We start from the raw sequence: 22,268 nt of genomic DNA on the forward strand, positions 1-22,268 counted from the left end.
ACTTAACCCTTGCGGGCCTTGACCGCGTCGGTCAGCTGCGGGGTGACCTTGAACAGGTCGCCGACGATGCCGAGATCGGCGATCTCGAAGATCGGCGCCTCTTCGTCCTTGTTCACGGCGATGATCGTCTTGGACGTCTGCATGCCGGCGCGGTGCTGGATCGCGCCGGAGATGCCCAGTGCGATGTACAGCTGCGGGGACACGGTCTTGCCGGTCTGGCCGACCTGGAACTGGCCCGGGTAGTAGCCCGAGTCGACCGCTGCGCGCGAGGCGCCGACAGCGCCGCCCAGCGAGTCCGCCAGATCCTCGACGATGCCGAAGTTGTCGGCGCTGCCGACACCGCGACCACCGGACACGACCACGGTCGCCTCGGTGAGCTCGGGGCGGTCACCGGCGACAGCCGGCTCGCGCGACGTGATCTTCGTGGCGTTCTCGGCGGGTGCGGGCACCTCGACATTGACGACCTCGCCGGCACCATCGGCCGGTTCGGCCTCGATGGAGCCGGGACGCACGGTGATCACCGGGGTGTCGCCGACGGCCTCGGCCTCGACGGTGTAGGCACCGCCGAAGATCGAGTGGATGCCCTTGCCGCCTTCCTTGATCTCGACGACGTCACTCAGGATGCCGGAGCCGATGCGGGCTGCCAGGCGTCCCGCGATCTCCTTGCCGTCGGCACTGGAAGCCAGCACGACCGCGGCGGGGGTAGCAGACTCGGTCAGCGACTCCAGAACATCCACGTACGGGGTGATCAGGTAGTTCTCCGCGTCATCGGACTCAGCGACGTAGATCTTCGCGGCGCCGGCCGTCTTGAGCCCGTCGACCAGGCCCTCGGCGGTTCCGGGCTTGCCCACCACGACGGCGGCGGGCTCACCCAGTACACGACTGGCCGTGATCAGCTCGGATGTGACCTTCTTCAGCGCACCTTCGGCGTGCTCGACGAGCACGAGTACTTCAGCCATGGGTTTCGTTTGCCTCTATGTCTGTCTCTATGGATGGAAAGTTCTAGATGATTTTCTGACCGACCAGGTACTCGGCGACCTTCTTGCCGCCTTCACCTTCGTCGGTGATCTTCTCGCCCGCGGTCTTGGGCGGCTTCGGCGTCGACGACAGCACCTTGGAGCCGGCATTGGCGACGCCGACCTCGTCGGCCTCGACACCGATCTCGGCGAGCGTCAGCTTTGTCACTTCCTTCTTCTTGGCGGCCATGATGCCCTTGAAGGACGGGAAGCGGGGCTCGTTGATCTTCTCGTTGACGCTGACCACGGCCGGCAGCGACGCCTCCAGCGTGAACAGGCCGTCGTCGGTCTCGCGCTCGCCGGTGACCTTGCCGTTCTCGACGGTCAGCTTGCGCACGTGGGTCAGCTGCGGCAGACCGAGGTACTCGGCGATGATCGCCGGCACGGCGCCGCCGGTGCCGTCGGTGGCCTCGTTGCCGGCGATGACCAGCTCGGTGCCCTCGATGGTGCCCAGCGCGCGGGCCAGCGCCCAGCCGGTCTGCACCATGTCGGAACCGTGCAGGCCCTCGTCGACGAGGTGCACGGCCTTGTCGGCGCCCATGGACAGGGCCTTGCGGATGGCCTCCGTGGCACGCTCGGGTCCGGCCGTCAGGACCGTGACGGTGCTGTCGCCGCCCTCACGCTCCTTGATCAGCAGCGCTTCTTCGACCGCGCGCTCGTTGATCTCGTCGAGCACGGCGTCTGCGGCTTCGCGGTCGAGGGTCCAGTCGCCCTCGGACAGCTTGCGCTCGGACCATGTGTCAGGGACCTGTTTGATCAGGACCACGATGTTCGTCATGACTCTGGTTCGTCCTCCTCGATGAGGCCGGTGACCGGCCTGGCCATACCACGTTTGAAGCAATCGCCCCCATGTTACCCGTGGGTAACTTAAAAGGGTCCGCAGCAACACCATAGCTGGTCGAAGTTTGCGATCTGTCGGCCCCGCGGTCACCGTGACCCCGCGAAGAGTTCGCCATCCGCGCGTGAGGGGTTAGCCTGCCTTCCAATGAGCGCAACTGTGACCGGGGCGACGGACAAGAGCGACGCGACCGGGGAAAACGCACGTCCGCCTGGGAACGAACCCGGCCTGCCCCTGACGGGTGAGCGGACGATCCCCGGCGTGCCCGAGGAGAACTACTGGTTCCGCCGGCACGAGATCGTGTACCGGCGGCTCGTGGAACGTTGCCAAAATCGCGATGTGCTGGAAGCCGGGTGTGGCGAAGGTTACGGCGCAGACCTGATCGCCGACGTGGCGCGCAGTGTGATCGGGCTGGATTACGACGAGACCGCGGTCGCGCACGTGCGGGCGCGCTACCCGCGCGTCGACATGCGGCACGGCAACCTCGCGGAGCTGCCTCTGCCGTCCGGCTCTGTCGATGTGGTCGTCAACTTCCAGGTGATCGAGCACCTGTGGGACCAGGGGCAGTTCGTCGCCGAGTGCGCGCGGGTCCTGCGCCCCGGCGGGATCCTGCTCATGTCGACCCCGAACCGGATCACGTTCTCCCCCGGTCTCGACACCCCCGTCAATCCGTTCCACACCCGCGAGCTGAACGCCGACGAGCTCACCGAACTGCTCGAAGCCGCGGGCTTCGGCATGGAGTCGATGCTGGGCGTGTTCCACGGCGAGCGGCTGCGCGAGCTGGACGCCCGACACGGCGGCTCGCTCATCGACGCACAGATCGAGCGCGCCCTGGCCGATGCGCCGTGGCCCGCGCAGCTGCTGGCCGACATCGAATCGGTGACCGTCGACGACTTCGACCTCGTCGAGGGCACCCCGGCCAGGCCGATCGACGACAGCCTGGACCTGGTGGCGATCGCGGTCCGGCCGTGACGGACGGCGGTGCGGGGCAGCCGGAACCCGTCCCCGGACTCTTCACCCTGGTCCTACACACCCACCTGCCGTGGCTGGCGCACCACGGACGGTGGCCGGTCGGCGAGGAATGGCTCTACCAGTCCTGGTCGGCGAGCTATCTTCCGCTGATCCGGGTGCTGCGGACCCTGGCCGCCGAGGACCGGCGCCACCTGGTCAGCCTCGGGATCACCCCGGTGGTGGCCGCCCAGCTCGACGACCCGTACTGCCTGCAGGGTATGCACCACTGGCTGGCGAACTGGCAACTGCGCGCGCTGGAGGCGGCGTCGACCCGGGTCGCCACCGGAGAGTCGCCGGCATCCCAGCCGGAAGCGTTGCGCCGCTTCGGGTCTCGCGAGTACGCCGAGGCCGAGCGCGAACTCGCCGAATTCGATGCGCTGTGGCGCCACGGCGCGAGCCCGGTCCTGCGCGACCTGCTCGACGGCGAGGTCGTCGAACTGCTCGGCGGACCTCTGGCCCACCCGTTCCAGCCGCTGCTGAACCCCCGGCTGCGGGAGTTCGCCCTGCGCGAGGGGCTGGCGGACGCCGGTGCCCGCTTCGCCCACTCCCCGACCGGGATCTGGGCGCCCGAATGCGCGTACGCGCCGGGCATGGAAGTCGGTTACGACGCCGCCGGCGTGACGCATTTCATGGTCGACGGACCGTCCCTGCACGGCGATACCGCGCTCGGCCGGCCGGTCGCCGGGTCGGACGTGGTGGCGTTCGGGCGGGACCTCCAGGTCAGCTACCGCGTCTGGTCGCCGAAGTCCGGATATCCCGGCCATGCGGCCTACCGCGACTTCCACACCTACGACCACGCCACCGGACTCAAACCCGCACGCGTGACCGGCCGCGGCGTTCCGTCAGATGCCAAGGCGCCCTACGACGCTGCGCGCGCCGACGCCGCGGTGGACGTCCATGTGGCCGACTTCGTCGACACGGTCCGGCGCCGCCTAGCGTCCGAGAGTGCCCGCATCGGTAGGCCCGCCCACGTGATCGCCGCGTTCGACACCGAACTGTTCGGCCACTGGTGGCACGAGGGCCCCGTGTGGCTCGAACGGGTGCTGCGGGCCCTGCCCGCCGCCGGCGTGCGGGTCGGCACGCTGTCCGACGCGATCGCCGGTGGTTTCGTCGGTCCGCCGGTCGAATTGCCCGCCGGCTCTTGGGGTTCGGGCAAGGACTGGCAGGTGTGGTCGGGCGAGAAGGTCGCCGATCTGGTGCAGCTCAACAGTGAGGTCGTCGACACCGCACTCACCACCGTCGACAAGGCGCTGGCCCAGGGAGCCTCGGTGGGTGCACCCACCCCGAGGGACTTCGTGGCCGACCAGATCCTGCGAGAGACGCTGCTGACGGTGTCCAGCGACTGGCCGTTCATGGTGAGCAAGGACTCGGCCGCCGACTACGCGCGCTACCGCGCGCATCTGCACGCGCACGCCACCCGCGAGATCGCCTCGGCGCTCGCGTCGGGCCGGCGCGAACATGCGCAGCGACTCGCCGAGGGCTGGAACCGCGCCGACGGGCTCTTCGGCGCACTCGACGCGCGAAGGCTGCCGACGCCGTGAGAATGAAGATCCTTCTGGTGTCGTGGGAGTACCCGCCGGTGGTGATCGGTGGGCTGGGCCGCCATGTACACCACCTGGCCACCGAACTCGCCGCGGCGGGTCACGACGTCGTCGTCCTCAGCCGGCGCCCCACCGGGACCGACCCCCAGACGCACCCGACGACAGACGAGGTACACGACGGCGTGCGGGTGATCGCCGCGGCGGAGGACCCGCACGAGTTCGCGTTCGGCACCGACATGATGGCGTGGACGCTGGCGATGGGCCACGCGATGATCCGGGCGGGCCTCGTCCTGTCCGACTGGCGGCCCGATATCGTGCACGCCCACGATTGGCTGGTGGCCCACCCCGCCGTCGCGCTGGCCCAGTTCTTCGATGTGCCACTGGTTTCCACGATCCACGCGACCGAGGCCGGCCGTCATTCCGGCTGGGTCTCCGGCCCGGTGAGCCGTCAGGTGCACGCCCTGGAGTCCTGGCTGGTGCGCGACTCCGACGCTCTGATCACCTGTTCGACCTCCATGCGCGACGAGATCACCACCCTGTTCGGCCCCGAACTGGCCGATGTCACGACCATTCCCAACGGGATCGACACCGACGGTTGGCCGTTCGCGCGCCGCCGCCGGCACACCGGACCCGCCGAGCTGCTCTATTTCGGTCGCCTCGAATACGAGAAGGGCGTGCACGACGCGATCGCCGCTCTGCCGAGGATCCGGCGCACCCATCCGGGTACCACGCTGACGATCGCCGGCGACGGGACACAGCTGGCGTTCCTGGAGGCGCAGGCGCGTAAGCACAAGGTGGTCAAGGCGACGAATTTCGTGGGCCGCGTAGATCATTCGCAGCTGTTGACGCTGCTGCACCGCGCCGACGTCGCGGTGCTGCCGTCACACTACGAGCCGTTCGGCATCGTCGCGCTCGAGGCGGCCGCGGCCGGTGCGCCGCTGGTCACCTCGACCGCGGGCGGCCTCGGCGAAGCGGTCATCGACGGCGTCACGGGTCTGTCGTATCCGCCCGGCAGTGTCGCTGCCCTGGCTGACGCGGTCCGCGCGGCACTCGACGGCCCCGCAGCGGCCCAGCATCGCGCGGTGGCCGCCCGGGACCGTCTGACATCCGAGTTCGCTTGGCAGACAGTGGCTTCGGAGACCGCCCAGGTCTATCTGGCCGCCAAGCGCGCGGAGCGCAGGCCCCAGCCGAGGCGCACCATCGTGGAGCGCCCGCTGCCGGCGCGATGAGCGCTTGCGCGAAGAGCAGACTGGGGCGATGAGTGCCGCGCTAGTCCTTGCGCTCCCGCCAGCCCCGCTCGAAGGGCAGCCGCCAGGCGTTCGGGGCGATCAGCTGGTGGATCGAGTTGGGGCCCCAGGTGCCCGGCTGGTACAGCTTCACCGCGGGGGGATCTTCGAGCAGATCCATCGAACGCTCCCATAGGGATTCGATTCCCTCTGCGGTGGTGAAGAGCGTGTGATCGCCGCGCATCGCGTCGAGGATCAGCCGCTCGTAGGCTTCGAGCACGTCGCCGAGCTGTTCGGTTTCCTGGGTGGAGAACTGCATCGACATCTTCTCCAGCTTCATCCCGGGCCCGGGCCGCTTGCCGTAGAAAGACAGGGACACCTTCGAGGCGTCGGCCAGGTCGAAGGTCAGGTGGTCGGGGCCTTGTGAGCCGACACCCGATCCCGACGGGAACATGGTGCGCGGCGCCTCCTTGAACGCGATCGAGATCACCCGCAGCCCTTCGGCCATCTGCTTTCCGGTGCGCAGATAGATGGGAACCCCCGCCCACCGCCAGTTGTCGATGCCGACCTTGAGCGCGATGAACGTCTCGGTGTCGGAATCGCGTGCCACCCCGTCGAGTTCGCGGTATCCGCTGAACTGTCCGCGGACCACGTCGGTGGGTGAGATCGGCAGCATGGAGCGGAAGACCTTGTTCTTCTCCTCGCTGATCGCCCGGGGTTCCAGCGCCGTGGGCGGCTCCATCACGACGAAGGCCATCACCTGGAACAGGTGGGTGACCACCATGTCCTTGAAGGCGCCGGTGCTCTCGTAGAAGTTGGCCCGCTCGTCGAGGCCCAGCGTCTCGGGGATGTCGATCTGGATGTGGTCGATGAAGTTGCGGTTCCAGATCGGTTCGAACAGGCCGTTGGCGAACCGGAACGCGAGGATGTTCTGTGCCGCCTCCTTGCCCAGGAAGTGGTCGATGCGGAAGATCTGCCGTTCCCGGAAGGTCTCGTGCACGAAGTCGTTCAGGGCGACGGCACTGGCCAGGTCGGTGCCGAACGGCTTCTCCATGACCACGCGGGAGCGGTCGACCAGATCGGCCTCCCGCAGCATCGTGATCACGGCCCGGGCGGCCTTCGGCGGCACCGACAGATAGTGCAGACGCTGCACCTCGTGGGCGTCCGCGCCGGTGCCGGCGCCCGAGGTGAGACGGGACTCGGCGTCGGCCACGGCCGCGGCGAGGGCTTCTGACCCGGCGCCCTGCGGGACGTAGGTCAGGATCTTGGAGAAGCTGGCCCACTGCTCGTCGGTCAGCTTGTGTCTGCCGTAGGTCTCGATGGCCTCCTTGGCGACGGCGCGGAACTCGTCGTCGGTGAGGTCCTCCAGCGAGGTGCCGACGACCTGGATGTGGGGGGCCAGCTCGGACTGGTCCAGATAGGCCATGCCGGGCAGGAGTTTCCGCTTGGCCAGGTCCCCGGTGGCGCCGAAGAGCACGATCACGTGGGGAGCCAGCGGCGCCTCGTCCCGGCGGTAGGGGCGTGCGCCGGGCGCGGGGTAGGAGATCGTCTGGGGCGTCCTGGTGGTCACCGGGGAAATGCTGTCACCTGCGCGACGCCCGTGCAGTGGTTACCGCGCGGAAGCGGGCGGGGTCCACCTCGTGATCACCGGGCGGCTTTCTTGCGTTCGATGTCGGCGAGCGCCGCGGCGAGTTCGGCACGTTCGGACGCCGACGTCTCCCATGAGAGTTTGCGATTCTTGACGACCTTGGCGGGCGCACCGACCGCGATGGAGAAATCCGGGATGTCGCCCCGGACCACCGCGTGGGAGCCCAGCACACAGCCCCGACCGATCGTGGTGTTGCGCAGGACGCTGACCTTCACACCGACCCATGTGTCGGGGCCGATGCGCACCGGTCCCTTGACGATGCCCTGGTCCTTGATCGGCAGCTCGATGCTGTCCATCCGGTGGTCGAAATCGCAGATGTAGCACCAGTCGGCCATCAGCACCGAGTCGCCGAGTTCGATGTCGAGGTAGGTGTTGATGACGTTGTCGCGGCCCAGGACCACTTTGTCGCCGATGCGCAGCGAGCCCTCGTGGCAGCGGATGGTGTTCTTGTCCCCGATGTGGACCCACCGCCCGATCTCCATCTGGGCCAGCTCGGGCGTGGACTGGATCTCGACGTCCTTGCCGAGGAACACCATTCCCCGGGTGATGATGTGCGGGTTGGCCAGCTTGAACTTCAGCAGACGCCAGTATCGGACGAGGTACCACGGGGTGTAGGCGCGGTTGGCGAGCACCCACTTCAACGAGGCCAGGGTCAGGAAGTTGGCCTGGCGGGGATCGCGCAGCCTCGACCCTCGCCAGCGCTTGTGCAGCGGCGCTCCCCACATCGTCGTCATGGCCGGACAGCCTACGCGCCTGCCGGGGGGCTCAGCAGTTACCCTCACGTGGGCTCGCAATACACCGCGATCAGAAGGGACCCTGTGCTCCGGCGAATTCTCGTAGTGGTTCTGACGAGCCTCGTCTCCGGTGTGCTCGGCGGTTGCGGCACCACCGATTCCTGGGTCGACGCCCGTGCGGCCACCGGCTGGTCGGCGCAGTACGCGGATGCGGCGAACAGCAGCTCGACCCCGGTCGACGGAGCCGACACGCTGCGGCTGGAGTGGGCCCGGTCGGTCAAGGGCACGCTCGCGGCGCAGGTGGCGACGGGGTCGGGCAACTACCTGGCCGTCAACGGTCAGACCGCCTCCGGCTGCTCGCTGATGGTGTGGGAGATCGACAACCGCGCGCGGCAGCGCTGGTGCACCCGGCTCGTTCAGGGCGGAGGTGTCGCCAGCCCGCTGTTGGACGGCTTCGACAACCTCTACATCGGACAGCCGGGCCTCGTGCAGTCCTTTCCGACAACCCAGTGGGTGCGGTGGCGCCGCCCGGTCATCGGCCTGCCGCTGACCTTGCGCATGGTCGCTCCGGGCCGTCTGCTGGTGGTCACCCATCTCGGCCAGGTGCTGGTGTTCGACGCGCACCGGGGCACCGTGAGCGGCACGTCGGTGGACCTGGTCGCCGGCCTGGATCCGCGGGATTCCGAGCGCGGCCTCGCCGACTGCCGGCTCGCACGTCCCCAGTGCCCGGTCGCCGCGGCACCGGCCTTCTCGGAGGCCACCGGGATCATCGTGGTGCCGCTGTGGGAGCCCGGCGCCGAGAAGCCGGTGCTGGCCGCTCTGCGCTACCAGCAGGGCCAGACCCCCGAGCTGACCCGCGAGTGGACCAGCGACGCCGTCGGGGGCGGGCCGCTGGCCAGCCCCGTGCTGTCCCGCGACGGGTCGACTGTCTACGTCAACGGCCGCGACGAACGGCTGTGGGCCCTCGACTCCGCCGACGGCACCGCGAAATGGTCGGTGCCGCTGGACTACCTCGCCCAGACGCCGCCGTCGGTCACGCCGGACGGGCTGATCGTCGCCGGCGGCGGGCCGGGTTCGCGGCTGACAGCGATCCGCGACACCGCCGAGGAGGGCGAGGTGGTGTGGACCCGCGACGATGTGTCTCCGCTGACGACGTCGAGCCTGGCCGGTGTCGGCTACGCGGTGGTGCGAGACGGAGATGACGAGGCGCCGGGGCAGGCCCTGACGGTGTTCAGCCTGGGCGACGGCAGCACGGTCAACACCTACCCCCTGCCCAACGCCCGCGGATGGCCCGTCGGGGTCTCGGTCGCCCATGACGGGCGCGTCGTGACCGCGACCAGCGACGGCCAGGTCTACGGATTCGTGCCGGGCTGAACGGGAGCGGCGAGCATCGACTCGATCGCCGTGCGCGGAATGGTCGCCTGCAGCGCGCCGCCGGCGCCGGCCATGATCTCGCCCTGGCCGAAGAAGAAGATCACCGCGTCCTCGGTGACGGCGAATTCCTGGTACTTGGCCGGGTCCAGGCCGTCGGCCGGCGAGATCGGCGCGTCGATGCCGAGCTGCCGCGACAGATCCGCCTGCACGATCGGGAAGATGGTGTTCAGCGGCTCGGTGTCGGGCCGGAAGAGCGTGTCGAACGTCAAGGGCGCCTTCTTGGCGACGTCCCAGTTGAACGACTTGAACCACGTCTGCGGATGCGCGCCGCCGACGTTCTCGTACACCTCGAAGACCACGCTGCGGGTGCCGCCGTCGTCGGGTCCGGTGCGGTACCCGGTCCCCCGGGCGTCGAGGACGTAGGGCAGGTTCCACGACGACCCCGGCATCTCCGAGACGTTGACGAAACCGTCCCGGGTCTGCGTCAGGTACGCGGTGAGCGCCTGCTGGTCCGGATAGTCCGCCGGGAACGTGTAATCCAGGCGGTAGGTGGGAGTCTCGGTGTGGACGCGGCACATCTGCTCGGCGTCGACCGTCCCGCCCAGCGCGGCGCACGCCGACGGCACGGGGGCCACCGGTTGGGCGGCGGCCGTCGGCGCGGCCATCAGGCCCACCGAGATGCCGGCAGCCGTCACAGCAGCAGCGAGAATGCGCATCGTCGAATGTCTCCAGGATCAGGGTGTGACAGGAATTTCGGCGCTGGCGTCAGAACCGTTACGGCCAGGGTACGTGAGCGTTCACCGTGACGGCCGGCACAGGAAAGCGGTGGTCCGGCTCGCGGCCCCCGAGCCGAGGCGGGTGAGGACCAGCGTGGCCGAGCCCTCGCCGCGGAGCCGGAGCCGCGTGCGCAGCGCGTCGGGGTCGACATCCACCCCGCGAACCAGGATCTCGAGCGCACCCACCCCCCGCGCCGAAAGCGCCTGGCGCAACGACTGTTCGCGCAACGGCAACTGGTCGAGCACCTCGAACCCCCGCACGCCGTCGGGCAATCGATCACCCGACAGGTAGGCGATGTCGGGATCGAGCTGCCACAGCCCGTGCCGGGCCGCATAGTGGCGCACCAGGCCCGACCGTACGACCGCCCCGTCGGGATCGACGATCCACCGGCCGGCCGGGGCCACCGGGCAGTCGTCGGGTTCGTCGTCGCCGATCTCCTCGCCGGTGTCGAGCATCGTCGCCCGGCGCCGCGCTCCCCCACCGGCCAGACCCTCAGACCACAGGCACGCCTCCCGGACGCTGCCACCCAGTGACGTCACCTCGATCTCCCCGGAGAAACCGAGCTCGGCGACGACCGCGAAATCGATTCCGGGAGCGCACTTCACAACGTAGTCGCGACGCCGTAGCACCTCGAGCAGCGCGTCGAGCGGCGGCACGTAGGCGCGGGGGTCGAAGCGTCGGCGGGCACCGCTGCGGCGGGCCGGGTCGACCACGACGACGGCGTCGGCGGTCACCGGCCGTAACGCGTCGGCCCGGCAGAGCGCGGCGGCGCGACCGGCGACGGCGAGATTGTGACTCGCCATGGCGAGCCGGACGGGGTCGACGTCGCTGCCGATCGCGAATGTTGCGCGGTCGGCAAGTGCTGCAAGCTCTGTGCCGATCGAGCACGTCGCGTCGTGCACGAGCGCACCGGCCAGGCGCCGCGCGCGGTGGGCTGCCACCGGTGCCGCCGTCGCCTGCTGGAGCGCGTCGTCGGTGAAGAGCCATCCGTCGGCGTGGGGGATCTTCGACACCGCCTTGCGGCGGAGGCGGACGGTCTCGACGAGCACCCCGGTGCGATCACCGAAACTCTTTCTCGCCGAGGCGATGTCGGCGACCAGAGACGAATCGGTCAGACGGAGCCCGGCAACCTCGCTCAGCGCCGCACGTCCTGCGTCGCTGCGGAGGAAGCGGACGTCGTCGAGGCCGAACGCTACGACGACTCGGCCCCCGGCTTCACCCCGGTGATCATCACGTTGTAGAACCAGCCCTTCGGGACGACCCGGCGCCACACCGTGGAGTCGACCCACGACAGCGTCGTCCAGCTGCCGAAGGCGAACTTCGCCCAGCCCCAGCCCAGCCGGCCGGGCGGCACCGCGGCTTCGAAGGTGCGGACCGGCCATCCCAGCATGGCGGCGGTGAATTCCTCACTGGCCGTCTGGATCTCGACGGCACCGGCATTGGCGGCCATCCGCTCGAGGTCGGCGGGGTCGAAGGTGTGCAGATCGACGACCGCCTCCAGAGCAGCGGCGCGGGAGGATTCGTCGAGCTCGGCCTGGGGCCGCCGCCAGTCGGACAGCATCGGAAGCTTCGTCACGTTCGTCGCGATCCGCCACGTCAACGTCGACAGCTCGCGCGCGTACCGGTTGCCGACGGTGGTGGGCTCGCCGGCGAATACGAACCGGCCCCCCGGCTTGAGCACGCGGACGACCTCGCGCAGGGACAGCTCGACATCGGGAATGTGGTGCAGCACCGCGTGACCGACGACGAGGTCGAAGGTGTTGTCCTCATAAGGGATGCCTTCGGCGTCGGCGACCCGGCCGTCGATGTCCAGGCCGAGCGACTGCCCGTTGCGCGTGGCGACCTTGACCATGCCGGGCGACAGGTCGGTCACCGAACCCCGCCGCGCGACGCCCGCCTGGATCAGGTTGAGCAGGAAGAAGCCCGTGCCGCAGCCCAGCTCTAGGGCGCGGTCGTACGGGAGCTCCCGCTGGATCTCCTCGGGCACCGCGGCGTCGAACCTGCCGCGGGCGTAGTCGACGCAGCGCTGGTCGTAGGAGATCGACCATTTCTCGTCGTAGGTCTCGGCCTCCCAGTCGTGGTAGAGCACCTGGGCCAGCTTGGTGTCGTGCATCGCCGCTTCGACCTGCTCCTGGGTCGCGCGTGGCTGCGGCGCGGGATCGGCGACATCGGGGTGGGCGCCGGATTCCTTCATTTCCGTCATGCAGGGCAGCCTAACGTCTCCGGCATCCTCACCGACGCGCCGCTGACCGGGTGGGCGCTACGGTCCCGACGGTGCCCGCTGCTCGGAAAAGGACGCCTTCGCGGCGGCCAGCACCTCGGGTGGATACTCCAGAAACCGGCCGGCCCAGGCCATCGCCGCGTCGTAGACGGTGTCGGGGGCCACCATCTCGTCGATCAGGCCCAGCTCGTGGGCCTCGCGCGCGTCGACGAACCGCCCGCTGAACACCAGGTCCCTGGCCTTGCTCGGGCCGACCGCGCCGGCCAGGCGGGCTGCGCCCCCGCCTGCGGGCGCCAGACCGGCCAGGATCTCCGTCGCCCCGAACCGGACGTTGTCGCCGCTGACCCGCCAGTCGGCGGCGAGCGCCAACGTCAGGCCCGCCCCGAGCGCATATCCGGTGATCGCCGCGACGGTCGGCTTCGGCAGCCCGGCCAGCGCGTCGACGGCCCTGCCGCACAGCTCGGCGGCCTGCGCGGCCTCCTCGGCGTTCAGGGTCTGCAGCTCGGGCATGTCCTCGCCGGCGGAGAAGATCTCGTGGCCGCCGAAGACGATGACCGCAGCGACGTCGTCGCGGTCGCCGAGTTCGGCGGCGGCCTCGGTGATCTCCCGGCATACCTGCCGGGTCAGCGCGTTGGTGGGCGGCCTCGACACCAGCAGGGTCGCGACCACCCGTGGGCCGCCGTCGGGCACGATCGCGCTGACGAACTCCCTCACGCGAGCGGCGCCCCGTCGGTGTACCCCTGCGGTGCACGCCGGTTGCGGGCCTCGTTGTAGCGGTCGCTGTTGAAGAACTCGATCTCCCAGTTGCCGCCCTCCTTGGCGGCCAGCGACGGCTCGATCGCGACGATCTTGCGCTCCACGGCCAGCACCTCGGCGACGGTGCGCCCGTTGAGCGCATCGAGCTGGGTCCAGGTCGGCGGCAGCAGGAAGCTGCGCCCCTCGGCGAAGTCGTCGAGGGCCGCCTGCGGGGTCACCCAGTCGGCCTTGTCGGTCTCGGTGTTGTCGCCGTCGGCACGCTGACCCTGCGGGAGCGCTCCGACGAAGAAATACGTGTCGTAGCGCCGGGTGCGCTCTTCTTTCGGCGTGACCCAGTTCGCCCACGGGCGAAGCAGATCGGCCCGCAGCACCAGCTTCTCCGAGCGCAGGAACTCGCCGAAGGACAGCGACTTGTTCTCCAGCGCCTGGCGTTGGTCGCGGTAGATCGAGGCGTCGTCGACGAGCAGATCGGGATCGTCGGCCGACCCGGCGAACAGCACGCCGGACTCCTCGAACGTCTCGCGGGCCGCCGCGCACACCAGGGCCTCGGCGAGCTCGGCGTCGACGCCGAGGCGCTGCGCCCACCAGTGCCGGTCGGGACCGCGCCACGCGACGTCGGCGTTGCGGTCCCGGTTGTCGACCCCGCCGCCGGGGAAGACCATCACGCCCGCCACGAAATCCATGGCCGAATGCCTGCGCATCAGGAAGATCTTGATGCCTTCGGCGGTGTCCCGGACGAGCATGACCGTCGCGGCGGGCCGCGGGACCAGCGGGTCGTCGGCCGTCTGTTCGCTCATTGCCGCCTCCTGTGTGCTGCGCGGCTACGGACCCGCCGCGCGAAGTAGCGTCCGTCGATCACGTCGAGCGCGATCGACTGCCCGAACGCCGTGGACAGGTTCTCTGCGGTGAGCACGTCGCTCAGCTGGCCGGAGTCGACGATCTTGCCCTCCGACAGGATCAGGCAGTGCGAGAACCCCGGCGGGATTTCCTCGACGTGGTGGGTCACCAGGACGAGCGCGGGTGCGTCCGGATCGGCGGCCAGGTCGCTCATCCGCGCGACGAGCTCCTCGCGCCCACCCAGGTCCAGGCCGGCGGCGGGCTCGTCGAGCAGGAGCAGCTCGGGATCGGTCATCAGCGATCGCGCGATGAGGACGCGCTTGCGCTCTCCTTCGGAGAGGGTGCCGTACGTCCGCTCCGCGAGGTGCTCGGCGCCGACACTTTCGAGCATGTCGACCGCCTGCTCGTAGTCGACGTCGTCGTACTGCTCGCGCCAGCGACCCAGCACGGCGTATCCGGCGGACACCACCAGGTCGCGCACGGTCTCGTCGTCGGGGATGCGCTGCGACAGGGCCGCGCTGCTCAGACCGACCCGGGCGCGCAGTTCGGACATGTCGACCCTGCCGAGCCGCTCGCCGAGAATGTAGGCGGTGCCCGAGGACGGATGCTCCATCGCCGCCGCCATGCGCAGCAGCGACGTCTTGCCCGCCCCGTTGGGGCCGATCACCACCCAGCGTTCGTCGAGTTCGACCGACCACGTCACCGGCCCGACCAGGACGCGGCCGTTACGCCGCAGGCTGACCTTCGCGAAGTCGATGAGCAGGTCAGGGTCGGCTGCTTCTACTTCCTCGACGGGCACCCGCCCATCGTAATCAGGCCGAAAACGCCCAGCCGCGCGCACCGTTGACCACGACGCGGTCGGCGGCCCCGGCGGTCGCCGAGACCAGTTCGGCGTTCGGTCCGTCGACCCCGCCCACCCACGACCTCGCCGCGTCATCGGTCTTGCCGAACGCGACGTGGCGGGCGACGAGCCGGTCGATGCGGGTCTGCTCGTCGGAGGTCACGAACCACACCTGGTCCATGGCCCGCCGCGCCGCGCGCCACGGCGGCCGGTCGAGCAGCAGGTAGTTGCCTTCGGTGATGACGAGTCGCGCGGTGGCCGGCACGACCAGCGCGGCCGCCAGCGGCTGTTCGAGCGCGCGGTCGAAGCCGGGGGCGTAGACGTCGGCACCGGCGTGATGGCGGACCCGGGTCAGCAGGTGGGCATAGCCGTCGGGATCGAAGGTCTCCGGCGCCCCCTTGCGGTCCAGCAGCCCCAGGCGCTGCAGTTGCGCATCGGCGAGGTGAAAGCCGTCCATCGGCACATGGGCGGCCCATTCCGGTCCGCGGCGGGCCGCGATGTCCGCCAGCAGGGCGTCGGCCAGCGTCGACTTCCCGGCGCCGGGGCTACCCGCTATGCCCAGGACCGCACGCTGCGTTCTCTCGCCCAGCGCGATCGCCTGGGCCGTCAGCGAATCCGACACCGGGGGGCTGCTCATCCCTGACATCATCGACCGCGCGGTGCGCCGATTCCACCCGGGCCCACCCGCTCACCGCGAGCACCCTGCGAGGAGTCACGCGGACGAACAGCTGGACCAGCGGACCGATCCCGAGCGCATACAGCAGGGTGCCGACCCCGACGGTGCCGCCGAGCAGCCACCCGACCAGAAGGACGGTGACCTCGATCGTGGTGCGCACCAGGCGAACCGACCTCCCGGTGCGAACCACCAGACCCGTCATCAGGCCGTCCCGCGGCCCGGGGCCGAGACCGGCGCCGATGTAGAGCACCGTGCTGATCGCATTGCACACCACCGCGGCGACCATCAGCGCGATGCGTACCGGCAGCGACGTCGGGGCGGGGATGAGCAACAGGGCGACGTCGACGGTGACCGCGATGACGATGACGTTGGCGATCGTGCCGATTCCGGGCCTGTTGCGCAGCGGGATCCAGGCCAGCAGCACCGCGACGCCGACGACCGCGGAGGCCGTGCCGATCGTCATGCCGGTCTGCAGCGCGAGACCCTGGTGGAAGACGTCCCACGGGTCCAGCCCGAGACCGGCGCGCACCATCATCGCCATCGAAGTGCCGTAGCCACAGAGTCCGACGAGCAGCGCGGTCGCCCGTAACGCCCCCCTGCCGACCCTCGGCGCCCGGCCGGATCTCCCGGCCGGACTCGTTCCGCCTCCCACGTTCGTCATGCTAGGCGTGATCCGGGAAGTGCATCCTGATGGCATCCAGTTCGCTGCGGACCCGTCGGGCGTCCGCGTCCCGCTCGTCGAGCATTCCGCCGCCCATGGGCGGCATGTAGTACAAATCGGCCAACCGGTGGGCCAGTCGAGATATCCAGTGGGTCATGTGGCCATGATCTTGCGCAACTGGCTTGCTGATCAATAGCCAGTTGGACAATACTGGCCCTAATGACTGAGGCACTGGCTACCAGATCGCTCGATGTGGACCTCCTGGCACGTGAGCTGGGCAACTGGCGCACATCCAGTCGCAGCGGGCCCGCCTACCACGGTCTCGCGGACGCGATCCGGCTGCTGATCATCGACGGCCGCGTCCCGGTCGGCGCCCGGCTGCCCAGCGAACGGGCTCTCGCCGAGGTGCTGCGGGTGTCCCGCACCACCGTCACGGCGGCCTACACCCAGCTGCGCGACGACGGCTATCTCAACGCCCGCCGTGGGGCTCGCAGCACCACGGCGCTCCCTGTGGAGCCGCCGGCGCCGAGCCGCGTGACCGTCGCGGCGGCCAACCTGTCAGCGGCCACCCTGGCCGCGCCGGCGGCCATCGCGGCACGGGCGTTCGCCGACGCGGCCGAACAGGTGACGCCGTACCTGCACGACATCGGCATCGAGCTGAGCGGCGTGGCGCCCCTTCGCGCGGCGATCGCCGAAAGATATTGCGCGCGTGGGCTTCCCACCGATCCCGACGAGATCATGGTGACGACGGGAGCGTTGCACGCGATCGGTCTCATCCTGGCCACCTACACCCAGCCCGACGACCGGGTTCTCGTCGAACAGCCGACCTATCACGGTGTGCTGGCCGCCATGGCCACGCGCGGTCTACGGCCGGTCCCCGTCGCGCTGGCCCCCGACGGCTGGGAACTCGACGCCGTCGAGGCGGCGGTGCGCCAACTGGCCCCGAGCCTGGCCTATCTGATCCCCGACAACCACAACCCCACCGGGATGACCATGCCGGTCGCCGACCGGAAACGGTTGGCGCACATCATCGGTGACACGCGGACCCGCACGATCATCGACGAGACCATCACCGACATGTGGCTCGACGCAGAGGTCCCCCCGCCGCTGGCCTCGGTCGTCACGGCGCGCCGCGACCTCGTGATGACCGTCGGGTCGATGTCGAAATCGTTCTGGGGCGGGCTGCGCATCGGGTGGATCAGGGCCGACCGCAGCACCCTGGCCACGATCGCCGCGCTGCGCCCCGCTGTGGACATGGGCACACCCATCCTCGAACAGCTGGCTGCGGCAACACTTTTGGCCGCTGAAGACGAGGTACTGCCGGAACGCCGAGATATCCTGCGGTCGCGACGGGCGCTGCTGCTGCGACTGCTCGCCCAGCATCTCCCCGACTGGCAGCCGGTGCCCGGGAAGGGCGGGATGTCGCTGTGGGTCCGGTTGCCCGCACCGATGAGCTCGGCGCTCTCTGCCGCCGCATCGCGGATGGGGCTGGAGATCCCACCCGGCCCGCGCTTCGGGGTCGACGGCACGCTGGAGCGCTTCATCAGGGTGCCGTACACACTGCCCGACGAGCAGCTCGTCGAAGCCATCGAACTCCTCGCGCGCGCGTGGCGCACCGTCACCGGGCTGTCGGCGCCCGAGCCGACGACGGTCGTGGTCTGACGCACCCCCAGCGATTTCGGTGCCGCCGGTCAACGTCAGAGTGACCAACTACACCGAAATCCCGGTTCAGTCGGGGATGTCGACCCGGCGGACCACGCCGTCGAGGGCGTCGGCGGCCTCGATCTCCCCGCGGGTGATGCCCAGCAGGAACAGCACGGTGTCCAGGTAGGGGTGGCTCAGCGACGCGTCCGCCACCTCGCGCAGCGCAGGTTTGGCGTTGAACGCCACCCCGAGCCCGGCCGCGCACAGCATGTCGATGTCGTTGGCACCGTCGCCGACCGCCACGGTCTGCTCCATCGGCACCCCGACCTGGGCCGCGAAGTCGCGCAGCGCCTTGGCTTTCGCGGGCCGGTCGATGACGGGCCCGATGACCCTGCCGGTCAGCTTGCCGTCGACGATCTCTAGGTGGTTGGCCGCAACGTAGTCGAGCATCAGTTCCTCGGCCAGCGGCTGGATGACCTGGCGGAAGCCACCCGAGACGACGCCGCAGTGGTAGCCGAGCCGCCGCAGCGTGCGAATCGTGGTCCGGGCACCCGGCGTCAGCTCGAGCTGGTCGGCGACCTCGTCGACGACCTCGGCGGGCAGACCGGCGAGGGTGGCCACCCGGCGGTGCAGAGACTCCGCGAAATCGAGTTCGCCACGCATGGCCGCCTCGGTGACCTCGGCGACCGCGGCCTCTGCCCCGGCGTGGGCGGCGAGCATCTCGATGACCTCACCCTGGATCAGCGTGGAGTCGACGTCGAAGACGATGAGCCGCTTGGCCCGCCGCGTCAGTGTGTAGTCCTCGACCGCGATGTCCACGCCCTCGGCGACGCCGACCCTGGCCAGCACGGCCTGCAGCTCGGCGTGCACCCCCGCCGGCGCCGACACCCGCAGCTCGAGGCCGGTGACCGGGTAGTCGGACACGCCGCGGATGAAGTCGATGTTGACCCCGAGCGCGGCCACCTCCCGGGCGACGACGGTGAACGCCTCCGCGGTGATGGGCCGTCCCAGCACCACGATGGTGTGCGTCGACGGCACCTGCATCACCGGCAGCCCGTCGCTGCGCTCGATGGTCACGTCGAGGCCCACCCCGTGGATGGCGTGCTCGACGGCCGCGTGGAACTCGGTGCCCGACGCGACATCGTCGGTCGCGGCGACCAGGACACCGAGGGTGAGCCGGCCGCGGATGACCACCTGTTCGACGTTCAGCAGGTCGACATTGTGGCGGGACAGCACCTCGAACAGGGCCGAGGTGACGCCCGGTTGGTCGCGACCGGTGACGGTGATCAGGAGGGAGGCACGGTTGCGTGAAGAGCCGAAAGGTTCAGTCACGGACGAGCGCTCACCCCCGAGTGTCGCGTGTGATCACCGTCAGGTGCGGACGTTCTCTTCGTTGCGCGTGACGTCGCCGTCCTCGGGGCCGTGGGCACGACCGACGTGGGCTTCACGACGCATCCGCTCGATCATGTGCGGGTAGTGCAACTCGAACGCCGGACGCTCCGAACGGATCCGGGGCAGCTCGGTGAAGTTGTGCCGCGGCGGCGGGCAGCTGGTGGCCCACTCCAGGGAGTTGCCGTAGCCCCACGGATCGTCGACCGTGACCACCTCGCCGTAACGCCAGCTCTTGAACACGTTCCACAGGAACGGCAGCGTCGACAGGCCGAGGATGAACGCGCCGATGGTGGAGACCACGTTCAGCGTGGTGAAGCCGTCGGACTCCAGGTAGTCGGCGTAGCGGCGCGGCATGCCTTCGTCACCCAGCCAGTGCTGCACCAGGAACGTGGTGTGGAAGCCGATGAACGTCAGCCAGAAGTGCAGCTTGCCCAGGCGCTCGTCGAGCAGCCGGCCCGTCATCTTCGGGAACCAGAAGTAGATGCCCGCATAGGTGGCGAACACGATGGTGCCGAAGAGCACGTAGTGGAAGTGCGCGATGACGAAGTAGCTGTCGGTGACGTGGAAGTCCAGCGGCGGGCTGGCCAGCAGCACACCGGACAGGCCACCGAGCAGGAAGGTCACGATGAAGCCGATCGAGAACAGCATCGGTGTCTCGAACGTCAACTGCCCCTTCCACATCGTGCCGATCCAGTTGAAGAACTTGATGCCGGTCGGGACGGCGATCAGGAACGTCATGAACGAGAAGAACGGCAGCAGCACAGCGCCTGTGGCGTACATGTGGTGGGCCCACACCGCCACGGACAGCGCCGCGATACCCAGCGTCGCGTAGATCAGCGTGGTGTAGCCGAAGATCGGTTTGCGGCTGAAGACCGGGAAGATCTCCGAGACGATGCCGAAGAACGGCAACGCGATGATGTACACCTCGGGGTGGCCGAAGAACCAGAACAGGTGCTGCCAGAGCAGCACACCGCCGTTCGCCGGGTCGTACACGTGCGCGCCGAGGTGGCGGTCGGCGGCCAGACCGAAGAGCGCCGCGGTCAGCAGCGGGAAGGCCAGCAGCACCAGGATCGACGTCACCAGAATGTTCCAGGTGAAGATCGGCATCCGGAACATCGTCATGCCGGGGGCGCGCATGCAGACCACGGTCGTGATCATGTTGACGCCACCGAGGATGGTGCCGAGACCACCCACGGCCAGGCCCATGATCCACAGGTCAGCGCCCGCACCGGGCGAGTGGATCGCGTCGGTCAGCGGCGAGTAGGCGGTCCAGCCGAAGTCGGCGGCGCCGCCGGGGGTGATGAAGCCGGCGGTCGCGATCAGCGCGCCGAACAGGAACAGCCAGAACGAGAACGCGTTCAGACGCGGGAACGCGACGTCGGGGGCGCCGATCTGCAGCGGCAGCACCAGGTTGGCGAACCCGAACACGATCGGGGTGGCGTAGAACAGCAGCATCACCGTGCCGTGCATGGTGAACAGCTGGTTGTACTGCTCGTTCGACAGGAACTGCAGCCCCGGGGCGGCGAGCTCGGTGCGGATGAACAGCGCCATCAACCCGCCGATGAGGAAGAACGCGAAGCACGCGACGCAGTACATGATGCCGATCAGCTTGTGATCGGTGGTGGTGATCAGCCTGTAGATCAGATTCCCCTTGGGACCGATCCGCGCCGGGAAGGGACGCCTGGCCTCAAGTTCTCCGATTGGGGGCGCTTCGGCTACCAACTGGTCCTCCAACCTTCCGTATCACTACCCGGGTACCCGGATCGGACGGCCGGCAGGCCGACGGTCCGATATGAATCCTAACTCCCCGGAACACCGACGGCCGGGGAGGTCCTACAAACGGTCGTATTTCGTTTCTCTGACGCGCCGACACCGCCGGACCACGCGCGCTGACCTGCCTCGGAGCAGCCTGATGTTACCGTCTGCGCGTGCTGGTGACCGGAGCGCGGACGGGCCGCTGGATCGGGCTGGCCGCGGTCGGCGCCGCGGTCGCGGTGGTCGGCCTCAACGGATGCGGTACGTCCGAGCGGACCCCGGCGTCCGGACCGTCCGGAACGCCCGCCACGAGCACGACCCGCATCGCCAACGCCGGTGTGCTCGGAAACGACCGCAGGCCCGACGAGTCGTGTGCGGCCGAGCCCGCGCGGCTCGACGACGGGCCGCCGGAGCGCGAGGTGCCCAACGCGACGGGCCACGGCGTCTCCCCTCCCGTTCCCGAGATGACGGTCGTGCCCGCCGACCCGCAGCGGATCGTCGTGCTGTCCGGCGACCAGCTCGATGCGCTGTGCGCACTCGGGTTGCAGGGGCGCATCGTCGCCGCCGCACTTCCCGACGGCTCCGAGGTGCAGCCGTCCTATCTCGGCGCCGTCGTGCACGGGCTGCCCGGCGTCGGCAGCCGCACCGATCCCGACCTGGCGGCGATCCGCGACGCCGGACCCGACCTGATCCTGGGGTCGGTGTCCCTGACCCCCGACGAGCACCCGGCGCTGTCGGAGATCGCGCCCACCGTCTTCGGCGGGCCGCCCGGCGCGGCCTGGAAGGACAACCTGCGGACGGTGGGGGCCGCGACGGGCCGGCTGCAGGCCGCCAACGCCCTGATCGACGATTTCGCGCGTGCCGCCGACAAGACGGGCGCGGAGAACGACGCGACCCACTTCCAGGCGTCGGTGGTGCAGTTCACCGACACCACGATGCGGATCTTCGGCGTCGACAACTTCGCCGGCGGCATCCTCGCCGACGTCGGCGTCGACCGGCCCGCCGCCCAGCGGTTCTCCGACAAGCCGTATGTCGAGGTGGGTATCACCGACACCGACCTCGGCGACTCCCCCGATTTCTCCGACGCCGACGGCGACATCGTGTACGTGTCCTTCGCCACAGCCGAAGCGCGCGAACGGGCCCCCGAGGTGATGGAGAGCGATGCCTGGAAGCGGTTGTCGGCGACCCGCGACAGCCGGGTGTTCGCGGTGAACAACGAGGTGTGGCAAACAGGAGAGGGCATCGTCGCCGCCCGCGGCGTGCTTGCCGACCTACGATGGGTCAACGCTCCCATCAACTGACCGTCACCGTCTGGCCGCC

Annotated in this window: 21 protein-coding genes; 6 read left to right on the forward strand and 15 right to left on the reverse strand. The window is 69.5% G+C overall.

The features are described 5' to 3' along the window. Positions 1-2: 2 nt before the first annotated feature. Together FHR72_RS14870 and FHR72_RS14875 are read right to left on the reverse strand one after the other, a co-directional pair. Complete coding sequence (locus FHR72_RS14870; RefSeq protein ID WP_183469311.1) at positions 3-959, reverse strand: electron transfer flavoprotein subunit alpha/FixB family protein; 957 nt, start codon at positions 957-959, stop codon at positions 3-5. Between the two features lie 43 nt (positions 960-1,002). Continuing rightward, the gene (locus tag FHR72_RS14875; RefSeq protein WP_183469313.1) at positions 1,003-1,794 is read right to left on the reverse strand and encodes an electron transfer flavoprotein subunit beta/FixA family protein; all 792 of its coding nucleotides are present in this window, start codon (positions 1,792-1,794) and stop codon (positions 1,003-1,005) included. Positions 1,795-2,001: 207 nt separating this feature from the next. Here FHR72_RS14875 and FHR72_RS14880 point away from each other — a divergent pair, with 207 nt between their 5' ends. The 3 genes from FHR72_RS14880 to FHR72_RS14890 are packed head-to-tail and all read left to right on the forward strand — an operon-like array spanning position 2,002 to position 5,635. Further along, positions 2,002-2,826, forward strand: coding sequence for a class I SAM-dependent methyltransferase (locus FHR72_RS14880; RefSeq protein ID WP_183469315.1), 825 nt, complete (start codon positions 2,002-2,004; stop codon positions 2,824-2,826). Beyond that, positions 2,823-4,406 carry a 1,4-alpha-glucan branching protein domain-containing protein gene (locus tag FHR72_RS14885; RefSeq protein ID WP_183469317.1) on the forward strand — a complete coding sequence of 528 codons (1,584 nt, stop codon included), beginning with the start codon at positions 2,823-2,825 and terminating at the stop codon, positions 4,404-4,406. Before FHR72_RS14880 ends, FHR72_RS14885 begins: the two co-directional genes overlap by 4 nt. A 2-nt stretch (positions 4,407-4,408) precedes the next feature. Continuing rightward, positions 4,409-5,635, forward strand: coding sequence for a glycosyltransferase family 4 protein (locus FHR72_RS14890; protein ID WP_183469661.1), 1,227 nt, complete (start codon positions 4,409-4,411; stop codon positions 5,633-5,635). Between the two features lie 40 nt (positions 5,636-5,675). Here FHR72_RS14890 and zwf read toward each other — a convergent pair whose 3' ends face one another. Beyond that, positions 5,676-7,202 (reverse strand): glucose-6-phosphate dehydrogenase, encoded by a 1,527-nt coding sequence (gene zwf / locus FHR72_RS14895; RefSeq protein WP_183469319.1) that lies wholly within the window; start codon positions 7,200-7,202, stop codon positions 5,676-5,678. 74 nt (positions 7,203-7,276) lie between these two features. Beyond that, entirely contained in the window at positions 7,277-8,014 is a 738-nt protein-coding gene (locus FHR72_RS14900) for an acyltransferase (RefSeq protein ID WP_183469321.1), read from the reverse strand. Between the two features lie 84 nt (positions 8,015-8,098). Here FHR72_RS14900 and FHR72_RS14905 point away from each other — a divergent pair, with 84 nt between their 5' ends. Beyond that, entirely contained in the window at positions 8,099-9,388 is a 1,290-nt protein-coding gene (locus FHR72_RS14905; RefSeq protein WP_183469323.1) for a BamB-related PQQ repeat family beta-propellar protein, read from the forward strand. Here the strand turns inward: FHR72_RS14905 and FHR72_RS14910 are convergent. The 9 genes from FHR72_RS14910 to FHR72_RS14950 form a co-directional block, all read right to left on the reverse strand. Continuing rightward, the gene (locus FHR72_RS14910) at positions 9,367-10,104 is read right to left on the reverse strand and encodes an esterase (protein ID WP_183469325.1); all 738 of its coding nucleotides are present in this window, start codon (positions 10,102-10,104) and stop codon (positions 9,367-9,369) included. The genes FHR72_RS14905 and FHR72_RS14910 overlap by 22 nt on opposite strands. 81 nt (positions 10,105-10,185) lie before the next feature. Next, complete coding sequence (locus FHR72_RS14915) at positions 10,186-11,412, reverse strand: THUMP-like domain-containing protein (protein WP_260156050.1); 1,227 nt, start codon at positions 11,410-11,412, stop codon at positions 10,186-10,188. Further along, positions 11,358-12,368, reverse strand: a complete 1,011-nt coding sequence (locus tag FHR72_RS14920) for a class I SAM-dependent methyltransferase (protein ID WP_396888451.1) — start codon at positions 12,366-12,368, stop codon at positions 11,358-11,360. Before FHR72_RS14920 ends, FHR72_RS14915 begins: the two co-directional genes overlap by 55 nt. A gap of 57 nt (positions 12,369-12,425) precedes the next feature. Beyond that, positions 12,426-13,100 (reverse strand): enoyl-CoA hydratase, encoded by a 675-nt coding sequence (locus FHR72_RS14925; RefSeq protein ID WP_183469327.1) that lies wholly within the window; start codon positions 13,098-13,100, stop codon positions 12,426-12,428. Beyond that, positions 13,097-13,939, reverse strand: coding sequence for an NUDIX hydrolase (locus FHR72_RS14930; RefSeq protein WP_183469329.1), 843 nt, complete (start codon positions 13,937-13,939; stop codon positions 13,097-13,099). The genes FHR72_RS14925 and FHR72_RS14930 overlap by 4 nt, the downstream gene beginning before the upstream one ends. Beyond that, positions 13,936-14,778, reverse strand: a complete 843-nt coding sequence (locus FHR72_RS14935) for an ABC transporter ATP-binding protein (RefSeq protein WP_183469331.1) — start codon at positions 14,776-14,778, stop codon at positions 13,936-13,938. Before FHR72_RS14935 ends, FHR72_RS14930 begins: the two co-directional genes overlap by 4 nt. A 13-nt stretch (positions 14,779-14,791) precedes the next feature. Then, positions 14,792-15,457, reverse strand: a complete 666-nt coding sequence (locus FHR72_RS14940) for a nucleoside/nucleotide kinase family protein (protein ID WP_183469333.1) — start codon at positions 15,455-15,457, stop codon at positions 14,792-14,794. Then, a complete protein-coding gene (yczE, locus tag FHR72_RS14945; protein WP_260156051.1) occupies positions 15,366-16,037 on the reverse strand; it encodes a membrane protein YczE in 672 nt (223 codons plus the stop codon). The genes FHR72_RS14940 and yczE overlap by 92 nt, the downstream gene beginning before the upstream one ends. Before the next feature lie 121 nt (positions 16,038-16,158). Next, positions 16,159-16,314, reverse strand: coding sequence for a hypothetical protein (locus FHR72_RS14950; RefSeq protein WP_183469701.1), 156 nt, complete (start codon positions 16,312-16,314; stop codon positions 16,159-16,161). Positions 16,315-16,376: 62 nt separating this feature from the next. On the opposite strand from FHR72_RS14950, the gene yczR reads away from it, so the two are divergent. Continuing rightward, entirely contained in the window at positions 16,377-17,819 is a 1,443-nt protein-coding gene (gene yczR, locus FHR72_RS14955) for a MocR-like transcription factor YczR (RefSeq protein ID WP_183469337.1), read from the forward strand. A gap of 66 nt (positions 17,820-17,885) precedes the next feature. Here yczR and serB read toward each other — a convergent pair whose 3' ends face one another. Continuing rightward, positions 17,886-19,133: a phosphoserine phosphatase SerB gene (gene serB / locus FHR72_RS14960; RefSeq protein ID WP_183469339.1), complete on the reverse strand. Its 1,248-nt coding sequence runs from the start codon at positions 19,131-19,133 to the stop codon at positions 17,886-17,888. 39 nt (positions 19,134-19,172) lie between these two features. After that, positions 19,173-20,915: an aa3-type cytochrome oxidase subunit I gene (ctaD, locus tag FHR72_RS14965; protein WP_183469341.1), complete on the reverse strand. Its 1,743-nt coding sequence runs from the start codon at positions 20,913-20,915 to the stop codon at positions 19,173-19,175. Positions 20,916-21,121: 206 nt separating this feature from the next. Here ctaD and FHR72_RS14970 point away from each other — a divergent pair, with 206 nt between their 5' ends. Next, a complete protein-coding gene (locus FHR72_RS14970) occupies positions 21,122-22,249 on the forward strand; it encodes an iron-siderophore ABC transporter substrate-binding protein (protein WP_183469343.1) in 1,128 nt (375 codons plus the stop codon). Positions 22,250-22,268: the final 19 nt, after the last annotated feature.

Origin of the sequence: Mycolicibacterium iranicum, assembly GCF_014190915.1 — a bacterium.
Lineage (GTDB): Bacteria > Actinomycetota > Actinomycetes > Mycobacteriales > Mycobacteriaceae > Mycobacterium > Mycobacterium iranicum_B.